The sequence below is a fragment of the Leifsonia sp. YAF41 genome, assembly GCF_052113185.1.
Taxonomy (GTDB): Bacteria; Actinomycetota; Actinomycetes; order Actinomycetales; family Microbacteriaceae; genus Cryobacterium.
Window position 1 is genome coordinate 143581 of record NZ_JBFRCS010000006.1, and the last position, 14236, is coordinate 157816.

General features: G+C 64.7%; 17 protein-coding genes. 16 read left to right on the forward strand and 1 reads right to left on the reverse strand.

Going from position 1 to position 14236, the window contains the following annotated elements; all coding sequences use genetic code 11:
* The first annotated feature begins 67 nt into the window (after positions 1-67).
* The 4 genes from AB4Y63_RS07555 to rimM all read left to right on the forward strand — a co-directional run bounded on the left by AB4Y63_RS07555 (position 68) and on the right by rimM (position 2380).
* Positions 68-856: an LLM class F420-dependent oxidoreductase gene (locus AB4Y63_RS07555; protein ID WP_441790432.1), complete on the forward strand. Its 789-nt coding sequence runs from the start codon at positions 68-70 to the stop codon at positions 854-856.
* A gap of 195 nt (positions 857-1051) precedes the next feature.
* The gene (gene rpsP / locus AB4Y63_RS07560) at positions 1052-1471 is read left to right on the forward strand and encodes a 30S ribosomal protein S16 (RefSeq protein ID WP_441790433.1); all 420 of its coding nucleotides are present in this window, start codon (positions 1052-1054) and stop codon (positions 1469-1471) included.
* A gap of 2 nt (positions 1472-1473) precedes the next feature.
* Positions 1474-1710: an RNA-binding protein gene (locus AB4Y63_RS07565; RefSeq protein ID WP_179578221.1), complete on the forward strand. Its 237-nt coding sequence runs from the start codon at positions 1474-1476 to the stop codon at positions 1708-1710.
* 97 nt (positions 1711-1807) lie between these two features.
* Positions 1808-2380 (forward strand): ribosome maturation factor RimM, encoded by a 573-nt coding sequence (gene rimM / locus AB4Y63_RS07570; protein WP_441790481.1) that lies wholly within the window; start codon positions 1808-1810, stop codon positions 2378-2380.
* A gap of 100 nt (positions 2381-2480) precedes the next feature.
* Here the strand turns inward: rimM and AB4Y63_RS07575 are convergent, their stop codons facing one another.
* Positions 2481-3161: an endonuclease domain-containing protein gene (locus AB4Y63_RS07575; protein ID WP_441790434.1), complete on the reverse strand. Its 681-nt coding sequence runs from the start codon at positions 3159-3161 to the stop codon at positions 2481-2483.
* Between the two features lie 516 nt (positions 3162-3677).
* Here AB4Y63_RS07575 and trmD point away from each other — a divergent pair.
* The 12 genes from trmD to AB4Y63_RS07635 all read left to right on the forward strand — a co-directional run bounded on the left by trmD (position 3678) and on the right by AB4Y63_RS07635 (position 14205).
* A complete protein-coding gene (trmD, locus tag AB4Y63_RS07580) occupies positions 3678-4454 on the forward strand; it encodes a tRNA (guanosine(37)-N1)-methyltransferase TrmD (RefSeq protein WP_441790435.1) in 777 nt (258 codons plus the stop codon).
* A gap of 27 nt (positions 4455-4481) precedes the next feature.
* Positions 4482-5024 carry a hypothetical protein gene (locus tag AB4Y63_RS07585; protein ID WP_441790436.1) on the forward strand — a complete coding sequence of 181 codons (543 nt, stop codon included), beginning with the start codon at positions 4482-4484 and terminating at the stop codon, positions 5022-5024.
* A 211-nt stretch (positions 5025-5235) separates the two neighbouring features.
* Positions 5236-5577: a 50S ribosomal protein L19 gene (gene rplS, locus AB4Y63_RS07590; protein ID WP_179578218.1), complete on the forward strand. Its 342-nt coding sequence runs from the start codon at positions 5236-5238 to the stop codon at positions 5575-5577.
* 80 nt (positions 5578-5657) lie between these two features.
* On the forward strand, positions 5658-6404 hold the full coding sequence (lepB, locus tag AB4Y63_RS07595) for a signal peptidase I (RefSeq protein WP_441790437.1): 747 nt from the start codon (positions 5658-5660) through the stop codon (positions 6402-6404).
* Positions 6404-7048, forward strand: coding sequence for a ribonuclease HII (locus AB4Y63_RS07600; RefSeq protein WP_441790438.1), 645 nt, complete (start codon positions 6404-6406; stop codon positions 7046-7048). The genes lepB and AB4Y63_RS07600 overlap by 1 nt, the downstream gene beginning before the upstream one ends.
* Positions 7049-7060: 12 nt before the next feature.
* Complete coding sequence (locus AB4Y63_RS07605; protein WP_066596196.1) at positions 7061-7384, forward strand: DUF2469 family protein; 324 nt, start codon at positions 7061-7063, stop codon at positions 7382-7384.
* A gap of 58 nt (positions 7385-7442) precedes the next feature.
* Complete coding sequence (locus tag AB4Y63_RS07610) at positions 7443-8873, forward strand: glyceraldehyde-3-phosphate dehydrogenase (protein ID WP_441790482.1); 1431 nt, start codon at positions 7443-7445, stop codon at positions 8871-8873.
* A gap of 127 nt (positions 8874-9000) precedes the next feature.
* Entirely contained in the window at positions 9001-9357 is a 357-nt protein-coding gene (locus AB4Y63_RS07615) for a YraN family protein (protein ID WP_441790439.1), read from the forward strand.
* Positions 9357-10892 carry a YifB family Mg chelatase-like AAA ATPase gene (locus tag AB4Y63_RS07620; RefSeq protein ID WP_441790440.1) on the forward strand — a complete coding sequence of 512 codons (1536 nt, stop codon included), beginning with the start codon at positions 9357-9359 and terminating at the stop codon, positions 10890-10892. Before AB4Y63_RS07615 ends, AB4Y63_RS07620 begins: the two co-directional genes overlap by 1 nt.
* Positions 10889-12139, forward strand: a complete 1251-nt coding sequence (locus tag AB4Y63_RS07625) for a DNA-processing protein DprA (RefSeq protein ID WP_441790441.1) — start codon at positions 10889-10891, stop codon at positions 12137-12139. The genes AB4Y63_RS07620 and AB4Y63_RS07625 overlap by 4 nt, the downstream gene beginning before the upstream one ends.
* A 93-nt stretch (positions 12140-12232) precedes the next feature.
* Positions 12233-13270, forward strand: a complete 1038-nt coding sequence (locus tag AB4Y63_RS07630) for a phosphodiesterase (protein ID WP_441790442.1) — start codon at positions 12233-12235, stop codon at positions 13268-13270.
* A gap of 2 nt (positions 13271-13272) precedes the next feature.
* Complete coding sequence (locus AB4Y63_RS07635) at positions 13273-14205, forward strand: tyrosine recombinase XerC (RefSeq protein WP_441790483.1); 933 nt, start codon at positions 13273-13275, stop codon at positions 14203-14205.
* Positions 14206-14236 lie beyond the last annotated feature (31 nt).

Genomic DNA, 14236 nt, shown 5'->3' on the forward strand with positions numbered 1-14236 from the left:
GAGGACCGGCGATTCTCGGTACGAGGGGCGACAGCCGGCGGACGTTGGTCGCCAATAAGCTGTCGCAATGACTTCTTCGCAACGACCGGTTCGATTGGGTGTGCAGTTGGCGCCTCAGCATGCCGACTACTCACAGATCAGAACCGCCGTGGCCGAGGTGGAGGCCCGTGGCGCCGACATCGTCTTCAACTGGGACCACTTCTTCCCTCTGTCGGGCGACCGTGACGGTCTGCACTTCGAATCCTGGTCGCTGCTCTCGGCTTGGGCCGAGCAGACGACGACGATCGAGCTGGGGGCGCTGGTCAATTGCAACAGCTACCGCAACGCCGACCTGCAGGCCGACATGGCCCGCACCATCGACCACATCAGCGGCGGTCGGTTCATCTTCGGCACCGGGTCCGGCTGGTTCGAACGTGATTACGTCGAATACGGCTACGAGTTCGGCACCGCCGGCAGCCGGCTGGATGCCCTGGCCGCCGATCTGCCCCGCATCGAAGCGCGGTGGGCGAAGCTGAACCCGCCCCCGACCCGTGCCGTGCCGGTGCTGATCGGTGGTGGGGGAGAGAAGAAGACCCTGCGCATCGTCGCCCAGCATGCCGATATCTGGCATTCCTTCTCGACGCCTGACGTACTCGAGCACAAGCTCGGCGTGCTGGCCGGATGGTGCGACACGGTCGGTCGGAACATCGACGAGATCGAGATCTCCACCGAGGTGCGTCATCGCACGTTCGCCGAAGCCGATGAGCTCTACGACCTGGGTGCCCGACTCTTCACCCTTGGGGTCTCCGGCCCACACTATGACCTCGGCGCCGTCGCGGATTGGCTGGCCTGGCGGGACGGCAAGAACGCGCTCTGACGCATCCTTCGTCACCGTGAGCATCCGTTGAATCTGGATTATCACAAATGCGGTGAAGTCTGACAGAATGGTTAGTCGAGTTCTGTTGTGTCCGACCCTCTAATCAGATGCACTGAACCCCTTTGAGCTTGTGCCGAGTGTGCCCCCACGCTCACGGCCCTCAGTTCGCCAAAATATCAACATCACAGGAGAATTGTGGCTGTCAAAATTCGTTTGAAGCGCATGGGTAAGATCCGTGCACCGTACTACCGCATCGTCGTTGCCGACTCGCGCACCAAGCGCGATGGTCGTGTCATCGAAGAGATCGGCATCTACCACCCCACGCAGGAGCCCTCGGTCATCGAGGTCAAGTCCGACCGTGCTCAGTACTGGCTCGGCGTTGGCGCCCAGCCGACCGAGCAGGTTGCCGCACTGCTGAAGCTCACGGGCGACTGGGGCATCTTCAAGGGTGACAAGGACGCCAAGAACACCGTCAAGGTCAAGGAGCCCAAGGTTGCCTTCGTCGCTGACGAGAAGAAGAAGCCGGTTCTGAAGCCCAAGGCTGAGAAGCCGGTTGCCAAGGTTGAGGCTCCGGCCGAGGCTGAAGCTGAAGAAACCACCGAGGACAAGGCGTAATTTTGCTTGCTCCCGCACTTGAGCACCTCGTCAAGGGGATCGTTGATCACCCTGACGATGTGCACGTTGCTGCAAAAAATTCCCCCCGCGGCGATGTTCTCGAGGTTCGTGTGAACCCCGAGGACCTCGGCCGGGTCATCGGTCGCTCAGGCCGCACTGCGAAAGCACTGCGCACCTTGGTGGCCGCTCTGGCCGACGGCAAGCGTGTGCGTGTCGACGTCGTCGACACCGACTTCTAAGTCGTACTCGGTGAACGAGAACACGCCTCCGCGCACCCAGCTCCGGGTGGGACGCCTGACGAAGGCCCATGGCCTCAAGGGCGCTATCAAGCTGGAAATGTTCACGGATGACCCGGGACGTCGTTTCGTCCCGGGCTCTGTGTTCACCCTCCAAGTGCCGACCGGGTCGCCCTGGCACGGCAAGACTTTGGAACTCGTCGAGTTGCGCTGGTACAACCAGCACCCCGTCGGTTTCTTCAAGGATGTTCTCGACCGCTCAGCGGCCGAGACGCTGGCCAAGGCGATCCTCTGGATCGAGCAGGACCCGGCTGAAGCATCCGATGAGGAAGACGCCTGGTACGACCACCAGCTCGTCGGTCTCGCGGTCATGCGTGACGGTGTGAAGGTCGGGACCATCGCGCGTCTCGACCACATGCCTGCGCAGGACTTGTTGATCGTGAAGACGCCCAACGGCGATGTGATGGTGCCCTTCGTGAAGGCCATCGTTCCCGCCGTTGACATCGCCGCCGGCACCGTCACGGTGACGCCGCCGACCGGTCTGTTCGAGGAACTGCCCGACGAGGCTGAGGAATCTGCAGAAACTGCAGAGGCCGAGGCCCCTGTTGCTCCCGAAGCCGAAGCGCCTGCTGGCGCTGACGCCGACGCGACGCCGGACGTTCCCGCCGAGTAGTTTCAGCAGTCAGCTCAACTGTGTGGCCACGTGCGTTCCTTCGGGAAGCACGTGGCCACAGTTGTATGCGGTACCCGCGTGCATCCGTCACCCGCGCTGCCTACTCAGGCGCAACGGCGAGGCCGGCCCTCCGGTGTATCGATTGCCACCGATGTTCGCGTCTGTGCACGATCGCGAGGATCGCTCGCTCGATTGTCGGCCACTCCCGCATGATGCTGCGGTACGTCACGCGCACGACGAGATAGCCGCGTTCGATCAGGGCGAGATCGCGAGCTCGGTCCCGCTCATACGCGGTCGGATCAGTGTGGTGGGCGCGGCTGTCGAGTTCGAGCACGAGCCGGTCGCCGAACAGGAGGTCGACCCATCCGATGCCCGGAATATGAACCTGGCTCCGCACTCGGATGTTGTGGCGGAGCAAGTTGAGCCGGGCCAAGGTTTCCAGTCCGGAACCGCATCCGGCATCGACGAGGCGCATCATCCATTCGTGGGAGTCAGGTAGTCCGGCCAGAGCCACGCGCAATCGATCGGCCGACAGCACCTGGCCATTGACGAGCGAATCGAAAGCGATGATCGCGTGATCCCGGGGCAGGCACGTCGCGAGGCAGGCCGCCGCATCGTCGATCATCTCAGTGGGCTCGAGTGGGTTGAGAAATCGGGGCTGCCAGTGTGTGACGACCGTCGGCACGCCGCTCATTCCGCCGGCTGTGAGGTTGCGTGCGGCGGGTGAGCGCAGTCTGGTCCGCGACACCGCAACGGCGACGTGAAGGCGGGTGTCCGGCATCAGCCAGACCCCACGCATCCGCAGCAACGAGACGCAACTGAGGCGTCCGCCGACCCGGAGTGCTCTGACAACATCTGACGTATCGCCGGCCAGGCAGTACCATCCCTGCCTAACCCGTTCGATTTCGCCCGTCTGCACCGCACGCCTCAGATCGTTCTCGGAAACCCCTCCTGCGCGCAACGTGCGCAGATGAACAGGCGTCCCACGCGCGTGGAGCATGCTGGCAGCGAGTGACATGGTGACAACTGTGGCGGCGCGGAGGTGCGTGTGGGGGAGTGCATCCAAATCTGTGGAGAACAGATCTGACGAGAGATGTCCTCGATCACAAGCGTCGTCGCGCACAACCTGTCGCGCGGTGTCGATGAGATCCAGCTGTGGGGGTGCGTAGGTCCCCCTGAGCGCTGCAAGTGCCCAGGGCTGAGCATTAGCGACGTCCAGGAAATGGATGCGTCAAYCCGAACGGGCCGTCGAGCACACGTGCAGGGCACCGCGGAGCACTCTCGTAGAATTGTCGGTATGCGCATCGACATCGTCACGATTTTTCCCGAGTTCTTCGATGTGCTGGACATCTCGCTTCTGGGCAAGGCTCGCCAGAGCGGTTTGATCGACCTCGGCGTGCACAACCTGCGCGACTACACGCATGACCGTCACCGCACCGTTGACGACACCCCGTACGGCGGGGGAGCCGGTATGGTCATGAAGCCCGAGCCCTGGGGTGAGGCGTTCGACGCGATTCTCGCTCCGGCGAGCGTCCCAGATGCCGTCCCGGATGCTGCCCCGGCAGATGCCGAGCCCACGTCACACACCGATGACGCCACATCCGAGCTGCCCCTCGTCATCTTTCCGTCGCCCGCCGGCGACGTCTTCACCCAGGCTATGGCTCGCGAGCTTGCGGCCGAGAAGCACCTCGTCTTCGGCTGCGGCCGCTACGAGGGCATCGACCAACGCGTGATCGACGACACCGCCACCCACGCTCGCGTGCGCCTGGTCAGCCTCGGCGACTACGTGTTGAACGGCGGTGAGGTCGCCGTGATGGCCATGATCGAAGCGATCGGGCGCCTGATTCCGGGCGTTGTCGGCAATCCGGCCAGCCTCGTGGAGGAATCTCACGAGAACGGGCTGCTTGAGTACCCGAGCTACACGAAGCCCGCCAGCTGGCGCGGGCGTGACGTTCCGCCCGTCTTGCTGAGCGGCAATCACGGGGCGATCGCCGCCTGGCGTCACGAGCAGCAGGTCGAACGCACCCGCCGTGTGCGTCCGGACCTTCTGCCTGCGGCGAACTCGGAGGAATAAACAGTTTCGGCTGACTATTCTGGAGGCGTGATCATCCGTCGCGCTTTCTATTACTGGCAGTTCATCGCTGCCTTCGTTCTCCCGCTCTGGTTGGTGATCGGCTGGCCGATCTTCGGTGCCGGAGGCTGGCAAGTTCTGGGCGTCGTATTCGGCGCGCTCCTGCTCGGGCTCGGCCTCCTGGTGATCGCGCTGCTGTTCTTCGCGCGCAAAGAAGTCAGGGAAGAACGCGCGGTGTCCTGGGCGGACGTCGGCGTGCTGAGCCTCTGGCATGCGTCGATCATCGCCGTCGGTTTCTACGCCTCCTCGGCCGCGTGGTTGTCGGTCGTCGTTGTCGTGATCGGAATTTGTGCCTTCTGGTTCGCCCTGTGGGAGCTGTTCACCGCCGCGCGTCGCCGGATGCAGGCGATGATGGACCTGCTCGAACAGACCGCGCAACCGGGTGCGGCTTTCCCGCCGACCGGCTTCACGGCGCCCGGCTTCCCCGAGCCTGGTCTCGGAAACACCCCGAATCACACGCCGACTCCCGACCCGAACGTGATCATCGTGCGCGAAAAGCCGGCCTCGCACTAACCATTCTCCGAACGGCAGAGACCCGTCGCTTTGCGGGTGTCCGCTGTTTAGTGGCAGAATAGACACTTGTGCCGCGGCAAGCCTCTGCCACAGGGGAGCTGCACCAGTCGGCACGCAATTACTTATTCCATTCCTCGGCCCTGCGCGACACGCGCCGGAGCAGAGCACAAAGCCGTATTCGACCTGTGGCGGGTGCAGAGAGCGAAAAATCATGCATATTCTCGACCACGTGGATGCCGCATCCCTGAAGTCGGACATCCCCGCCTTCCGCGCCGGCGACACCGTCAAGGTTCACGTCAACATCGTTGAAGGCACTCGCTCACGTGTGCAGGTCTTCCAGGGCGTCGTTATCGGCCGCTCGGGCGAAGGCGTTCGTGAAACGTTCTGCGTTCGCAAGGTCAGCTTCCAGGTTGGCGTCGAGCGTACCTTCCCGGTGCACTCCCCGGTCATCGCTGAGATCGAGGTTGTGACCCGCGGTGACGTTCGTCGCGCGAAGCTGTACTACCTGCGCAACCTGCGCGGCAAGAAGGCAAAGATCAAGGAAAAGCGCTAGTCAGACTGACCCATACGGGTTCACCTGCGCGTGCCTCGGCTCCTCATCCCATAAACTGGGTGGGGAGCTCAGGCGGTTAAATGACAGAAAATACGGTGCCCACGCGATCATCTCGCCGGGCCACAGACGCACGGCGCAAGAAGCGCGGCGTCGCCCTCTTTATTCGCGACCTCTTGGTCATCTTCGTCGTTGCACTCTTGATCTCCTTCTTGATCAAGACGTTCCTGGTTCGGTCTTTCTACATTCCGTCAGGGTCGATGGAAGAAACCCTTCACGTGAACGACCGCATCCTGGTCAACCAGCTTGAGCCGAAACTGATCCCGATCGACCGCGGCGACGTCATCGTCTTCAAAGATCCGGGCGGATGGCTGATGCCTCAGGCGGAAACCCCCCAGAACCCGTTGATCGCCAGCGTCGACTGGCTGTTGTCCGTCGTCGGCCTGTCGGCTCCCGACAGCAACGACCACCTCATCAAGCGGGTGATCGGTCTGCCGGGGGACCACGTCGTCTGCTGCAACGCGCTCGGCCAGATGAGCGTCAACGGCGTGCCGCTCGATGAGCCGTACATCAAGCTTCCGCCGGGAGTGACGAAGGTCTCTGAAGACGACTTCGACACGATCGTGCCGCCCCACTCGCTCTGGGTGATGGGCGACAACCGGTACAACTCCCGGGATTCCCGCTACAACGGCGACACGCCAGGCAAGGGATACGTGCCGATTGACAATGTCGTCGGGCGTGCGCTCGTGATCAGCTGGCCGATCAGTCGGTGGGCCTGGCTCGACGATTATCCCGAAGTCTTCCGCGGCGTCGAAGAGGGGGAGGGCTAATGGCTGTCTCCGACCCCACTCTGGAGACCGAACTGGCGCTCTTGTCGGCGGGCGCCCGAACGGTGATCGGCTGCGACGAAGTCGGTCGTGGAGCTCTCGCCGGCCCCGTCGCCGTCGGCGTCGCCGTGATCGATGCCGGAGTTCTCGCGATCCCGGCGGGCCTGCGCGATTCGAAGCTTCTGAGCGAACCACGCCGCGAAGCGCTCGAACCGCTCGCGAAAGCCTGGGTGCTGCACTCCGCCGTCGGGCTCGCCTCGGCCCAAGAGGTCGACGAACTCGGAATCATTGCCTGCCTGGGGTTGGCCGGCAAGCGCGCTTTGACCGCGTTGCATGAACAAGGCGTCGACATCACCGGCAGCGTTGTGCTGCTCGATGGCAACGACGACTGGTTGAACAAGGCACTTTCCACGCCGCTGAACGTCGTCACCCGGGTCAAAGCGGACCGCGATTGCGGATCTGTCGCCGCCGCATCCGTCATTGCCAAGGTGCACAGAGACCGACTGATGATCGAAGCCGACGAGGCTTCGCCCGGCTATGGCTGGGCCGGCAACAAGGGTTATGGAAGTGCGGCGCACATGAGTGCCATTGCGGAGCTCGGCGCGCACGGCCTGCACCGCAAATCCTGGCTCAAAATCTCAGCGTAGGATTGAAGCACCATGGAAGAAGACGAATTCGAGGACTACGACCGCGAGGTCGAGCTGGCCCTGTACCGCGAGTACCGCGATGTTGTGGGTCAGTTTCAGTATGTCGTCGAGACAGAACGACGCTTTTATCTCGCCAACGAGGTCGAATTGGTGCGCCGCGACACGGAGCACGACTTCTATTTCGAGTTGACGATGAAGGATGTCTGGGTCTGGGACGTCTACCGTTCCGACCGCTTCGTGAAATCGGTCCGCGTGTTGACGTTCAAAGACGTCAACGTCGAGGAACTCGCATCCAAAGAGTTCGAGCTGCCGAAGGAATTGGCGCTCGACGAATAGCCTCAGAAAGGCAACAAAAGCAGTGAAGCAGGAATCTGATCAGCGTCGACAATCCTGGATCGAACGGGAGGCGCTGGCGGAAGCCATGATTCCTCTCATCGGCGGTCTGTATCGCGACAACAATGTCGTGACTTCCATTCATGGTCGTAGCTTGATCAACCAGTCGGTGATGGGTCTTGTGAAGGCCCACCGATTCGCCCGTCAGCTCGACGACGTCGAACTCGAACTCGACGAGACCCTCCCCATGCTGCGCACGATGAGCGAGATGAAGCTCGGCGCCGCCTCGGTCGACCTGGCCCGTCTCGGTCTCGGCTTCAAGGCCCAGAACTCGAATGCCGTGGACTCGGCTCTGACGATCGAGGAGTACGTGCGTGAGCAGCTCGCCGATGTGGCCGGCGGCCACGGTGTCGACGATCGCAGCAGCACCGATGTCGTGCTCTACGGATTCGGACGGATCGGGCGACTGGTCGCGCGCCTCCTGATTGAGCATGCCGGGGGAGGCCACGGGCTGCGCCTGCGGGCCATCGTCGTGCGCAAGGGTTCTGACAACGACCTGATCAAGCGCGCCAGCCTGCTGCGCCGCGACTCGGTGCACGGCCCCTTCGACGGCACCATCGTCGTCGACGAAGAGGCGAACACCATTCTCGCCAACGGCACCCTGATCCAGGTGATCTACTCGAGCGACCCGGCCACTGTCGACTACACCGAGTACGGCATTGAGGATGCCATCGTGGTCGACAACACGGGCCGTTGGCGCGATGCGGAGGGTCTCTCCCAGCATCTGAAGTGCCCCGGAGTTTCCCGGGTCTTGCTGACCGCGCCGGGCAAGGGCGATCTCAAGAACATCGTGCACGGCATCAACCACGACACGATCACCGCGGATGACGCGATCGTCACGGCCGCGTCGTGCACCACAAACGCCATCACGCCGGTGCTCAAGGCGATGAACGACCGCTTCGGCATCATCGACGGCCACGTGGAGACAGTGCACTCGTTCACCAACGACCAGAACCTCATCGACAACTTCCACAAGGGAGACCGTCGGGGCCGTTCCGCCGCACTGAACATGGTGATCACCGAGACCGGGGCGGCGAAGGCCGTCGCGAAGGCGCTGCCCGAACTGGCCGGCAAGCTCACCGGAAACGCGATCCGCGTACCGACGCCCGATGTGTCGATGGCGATCCTGCACCTGAGCCTGGAGAACGGCACCGATAAAGACGAGCTGAACACCTACCTGCGCGAAATGTCGCTCTACTCGTCGCTGCACAAGCAGATCGACTACATCGACTCGCCTGAGGTCGTCTCCAGCGACTTCCTCGGCTCCCGGCGTGCCGGAATCGTCGACGGACTGGCCACCATCGCCACGGGCAAGAAGGCCATCCTCTACGTCTGGTACGACAACGAGTTCGGCTACAGCTGCCAGGTCGTGCGCGTGCTCGAGGAGATGGCGGGCGTTCACCCGCGCGCCTTCCCGGTCGCCGCCCGGTAATCTCGGCGTTCTTCAACGGCCCCCACCTGCTTCTCCACAGCGGCTGGGGGCCGCTGGTTTTCTACCGATCGCCACCCGGCCGCTTTCGACTCCGCTGCTTCCCGCAGGCTGACGGGTGGAGGCTCTGATGGCAGCGAAAGACGACCTGGGCAGGCGCGGCGAAGACTACGCCCTGACCTATCTCACCGCGGCCGGCTACCAGCTGGTCGAGCGTAACTGGCGTTGCGCGCAGGGTGAAGTCGATCTGATCGTCGCGCGTGACGGCGAGGTCGTCTTCGTTGAGGTGAAGACCCGATCGAGCGTGCGGTTCGGGCATCCGTTTGAGGCGATCACCCCGGTCAAACTCGCGCGGCTCCGTCGGCTTGCGTACGCGTGGTGTGCCGAGGCGGAGAGGCCGCCCCGGCGCATCCGCATCGATGCAGTCGCGGTTGTGGCGGCCGCAGGAGCCGAGCCGGTGCTTGAACACCGTCAGGGGTTGTTCTGATGGGGCACGCTCGCACCCATGCCGTTGCGCTTCTCGGCCTGACCGGTGCACTCGTCGAAGTCGAAGCCGACATCTCGGGGCAGTTGCCGGGCATGATCCTGATCGGACTGCCCGACACTGCACTGTCGGAGGCCAAGCAGCGCGTACGTGCCGCGGCGAAGAACTCCGGCTGCTCGCTCACCCGCAACTTTCTCACCATCAATCTCTCGCCCGCCGCGCTGCCGAAGCATGGTTCGGGCTTCGACCTGGCGATCGCACTGGCCTGCCTGGCTGCCGACGGTGTCGTCGCCCCGGCATCGGTGAGTTCGGTCGTGCACATTGGAGAACTGGCTCTCGACGGTCGACTGCGACCGACGCGCGGGATGCTTCCGGCCGTGCTGGCCGCGTCGCGGTCTGGGTACACGACGGTCATGGTGCCGGCGGGCAACGCAGAAGAGGCCGCGCTCGTTCCCGGCATCCGGGTGGTGTCCGTGGCCTCGTTGCGGGATGCGGCAATCTGGCACGGTGCCCAGCTGGAACCGATTCCGGTCGACGCGATGCTTCTCCCGATGGAGCAGGTGCCGGATGCCGACGAGCCGGACCTTGCCGACGTCGTCGGCAACGAGGACGCGATTCTCGCGCTGCAGATTGCGGCCGCCGGCGGACACCACGTGTTCATGATCGGCCCGCCCGGTGCCGGCAAAACAATGCTCGCGGCCCGCCTACCCGGGCTGTTGCCCGATCTCGACGCCGCAGCCTCCTTGGAGGTCAGTTCCTTGCGTTCGCTCAATGGGCAAGGAGTCGGGGCGTCGCTCGTGGTGAGGCCGCCGCTCGAATCGCCGCATCACACGGCGACGGCGGCGGCGATGGTGGGCGGAGGTTCCGGGCTGATCCGACCCGGGGCCGCCGCTCGGGCCTCGCACGGAGTGCTCTTTCTCGACGAGGCGCCCGAGTTTCAGTCGGCTGTGCTCGATGCGTTGCGTCAGCCGCTCGAGTCGGGGGTGATCACCATCCACCGTGCGAACGGTGTCGCGCAGTTTCCCGCTCGATTTCAATTGGTGATGGCCGCGAATCCGTGTCCATGTGGGCAATTCGGCGCGCCAGAGCATGACTGCACCTGCCCACCGAGTGCCCGTCGCCGCTATCTGGCGCGCATCTCGGGACCCCTGCTCGACCGAATCGACATCCAGCTGACGGTGAGCCGCATCACCGCAGCGCACCTCAGGCTCGCGGAATCCGAGCCGCGTGTGACCAGTGCGACCGTGCGCGCCCGCGTCGTCGATGCTCGGTCCACGGCGGCGGAACGCCTGATCGGGACGCCCTGGTCGCTCAACTCCCACGTTCCCGGGCCGTGGTTGCGGGGGCCTCACGCTCGACTCGGTGGTGCGGCGACGGCACCGATCGACCGGGCTCTGGAACGTGGGGGAATCACCATGCGCGGCTATGACCGCGTGCTCCGGCTTGCCTGGACAATCGCCGATCTCGACGGCGTGAGTCGTCCCGGCATTGAACAGGTCGGCCAAGCGCTCTACCTACGAAAAGGGAGAACCTCGTGAAACAGTTCGGGCTCGATGAATCGCGGGTGCGCAGCCTGGTCGGTGCGGTGAGCCCCGGTCCGCCTCAGGATGAGGCGGCGACCGCTGATCTTTTCGCGCGGGCCGCGTGGACCAGTCTGACGGAGCCGGGTGACGGCATGGCCGGCATGTTGATCGGCTGTCTGGGGGCATCGACTGCGCTCACGGCGATCCTCGAGTCGTGGCCTCTCGAGAAGCTGATCGGTATGCTGCGCGATGCGGGCGGCGACCCGGAGGAAGATCTCGGCGAGAAGCTCGATGACGGCCTCCAGCGCTGGCGAAACCGGCTCTCGTCGGCCGACGTCATCCATGCGCTCGAACAATGCGCTCGATCGGGCGGCAATCTGCTGGTACCCGGTGACCGACTCTGGCCCGCTGCCCTGGATGATCTGGGGCCGCATGCGCCCATCGCACTCTGGTGGCGCGGTGTGGACAACGCCTGGCTTGCGCTGCCGAACTCGATCGCGTTGGTCGGTGCGCGTGCGGCGACGGGGTACGGCGAGCATGTGGCCATGGAGGCGGCGGCAGGACTCGTCGACCGCGGGTTTGCCATCGTTTCGGGGGCGGCGTACGGGATTGACGGCATGGCGCACCGCTCGACGTTGGCAAGTGGGGGTCTCACCCTCGCATTTCTGGCGGGCGGCATCGATCGGTTTTATCCGAGCGGACACGATGCACTCCTGGCGCGCATCGCAGAGGTCGGTGCCGTCGTTTCTGAGCTTCCCTGCGGCGCCGCTCCGACAAAATGGCGTTTTCTGCAACGGAACCGGCTGATTGCGGCAGCCAGCACCGCGACAGTCGTGCTCGAAGCGGGGTGGCGCTCTGGCACTCTCAACACGGCGGGCCATGCGGCCGCGCTGGGAAGGCCGCTCGGTGCCGTTCCCGGCCCTGTCACGAGCCCGACGTCAAGCGGATGTCACCGGCTGATCCGCGAGTACGACGCAATCTGTGTCACGAACGCCGCCGAGATGGCGGAACTCGTCGGTTCGATGACCCAGGTGATGTTTGAATTCGCCGACGATGGCGCACCGCAGGGGGCCATCGGTTCCGGGCGCACGAGTGAGCAGGTCCGCGTGTTCGATGCACTCAGCACCCGGGCGCCCCGCCCCATCCCCGACATTGCGCGCCGCGCCGGGTTGTCGACCGGATCCGTGATCGGAGCGCTCGGCACGCTCGACATGGAGGGGGCGGTGCGGCGGCGGGAGTCCGGCTGGGTACGGGCGAGGTAGTGGGGAGGGCGGGGGAGTTCCGGCGCTCATCGGCCCGGTTCCGTGCGCTGTCGGTGCAGCCGTTTAGTCTGGAGCCGAGGGCGAAAGGACACCATGAAACCAGAGCTTCCGCAGTTCGGCCAGTGCCCGCCGGCGACGAGCCTGATCGTGCACCTGAGCGACACCCATTTTCTCGCCCACGGAGCGGCGCTCTACGGCTCCGTCGACACCGACGGCACCGTCATCCAGGCCATGGCGCAACTCGAGCGTTCGGGGCTGCGCCCTGACGCGATCGTCTTGACCGGGGACATCGCCGACCGCGGTCAGGCGGATGCCTACCTGCGGGTTCGCGAGATCATCGAAGCGACGGCCGAGCGGCTCGGGTCCACCGTCGTCTGGGTGATGGGCAACCACGATGATCGCGGCGCATTCCGCTCGACGCTCCTACGCGAAGCCGCGCCAGACAAGGGCTCCGACTCCACCGGCTCGGTTTCGGCAAGCTCAGTGGAACGCCGTTCCACCGACGAATCCGCCATCGACCACTCCGTCAACGATCAGTCCTCGCTGGAACGGCATTCCATCGACCAGCGCGTCGAACACCCGGTCGATCAGGTCTTCGACATCGACGGCCTGCGGATCATCGCTCTCGACACGAGCGTGCCCGGATACCACCACGGTGAACTCACTGCCGAGCAGCTTGCGTGGCTCGCGGACATTCTTCGCACGCCCGCCGCGCGCGGAACCCTGCTCGCACTGCACCACCCGCCGGTGCCGACCCCGTTGCCGCTGATGAACATCCTGGAACTGCGTGAGCAGCAGCGACTCGCCGACGTCGTCGCGGGCAGCGACATTCGCGCAATCTTGGGCGGCCACCTCCACTACGCGACGACGGGCCTGTTCGCCGGAATCCCCGTCTCGGTCGCGGCGGCCACCTGCTACACGATGGATTTGAGCGCTCCGATCCGTGAGCTCACCGGCGTCGCCGGAGGCACGTCCCTCAACCTCGTGCATATTTACGATGATCAAGTCGTGCACTCCGTGGTGCCGATCGGTGCATTCGACATCGCGACCCGATTCCCCGCGGGATACCTCGGCCAGATGGAAGCGCTGAGTGCCGAAGGCCGGCTCGAAGCGTTCTCCCGTCAGTCGTGATGATGCACGCCCAGATCGAGCAGTACCTGCTGTACCTCACTCTTGAACGCGGCTTCTCTGAACACACCGTCCGGGCCTATCGGACCGACTTGCGGCAGCTCGCCTCGTTTGCGGCCGAGCACGCCGTGGACTCGACCGATGGGATCACGCTTGAGCTGCTCCGTGACTGGGTCTGGGCGAGCAGCCAGGCGGGACTGGCCAAAGCGACGTTGTCGCGCCGGGCGGCATCGGTGCGCAGTTTCACCGCCTGGCTCGCGCAGACTGGTGCGCTGCCGAATGACCCGGGCGTGCGGTTGAAATCGCCGAAACCCGGCCGACCGCTGCCGCGCGTGATCAACCGGGTGCAGATGCAGGAAGTGCTGGCGTCGCTGGAGCTTCACGCATCGACGGGGGAGCCGAACGCCCTGCGCGATCTTGCCGTGGTCGAACTGCTCTACGCCTCGGCCCTGCGCGTGTCCGAGCTGGTCGGCCTCGACATCGCGGATGTGGATCTCGACCGCCTCACCGTGCGAGTGACCGGCAAAGGCTCGAAGGAACGGGTGGTGCCGTTCGGGGTTCCGGCACTCTCGGCGATTGTCGACTACCTGCGCCGAGCACGCCCGGCCCTGGCCTCGGCCGCACTGACTGAGCGTTCCGCCTCGGCGCCGCAGCCCGCTCACAACGCGCTCTTTCTCGGCACGCAACAGAAGCGACTCGGTGTGCGGGCTGTCTACCGCGTGGTGGCCGGCCTGGTTGCCGACCTGCCCGGAACCGGCCCAGCCGGGCCGCACGCCCTGCGTCACACGGCGGCGACACACCTGCTCGACGGTGGAGCCGACTTGCGTGCCGTTCAAGAGCTTCTCGGGCACGCGAGCCTCGGCACCACCCAGATCTACACCCATGTCTCCACGGAGCGATTGAAACAGACCTACCTCACGGCGCATCCGCGGGCCTGATTCCGGCGCCGACTCTCCGGTGTGTCTGGTG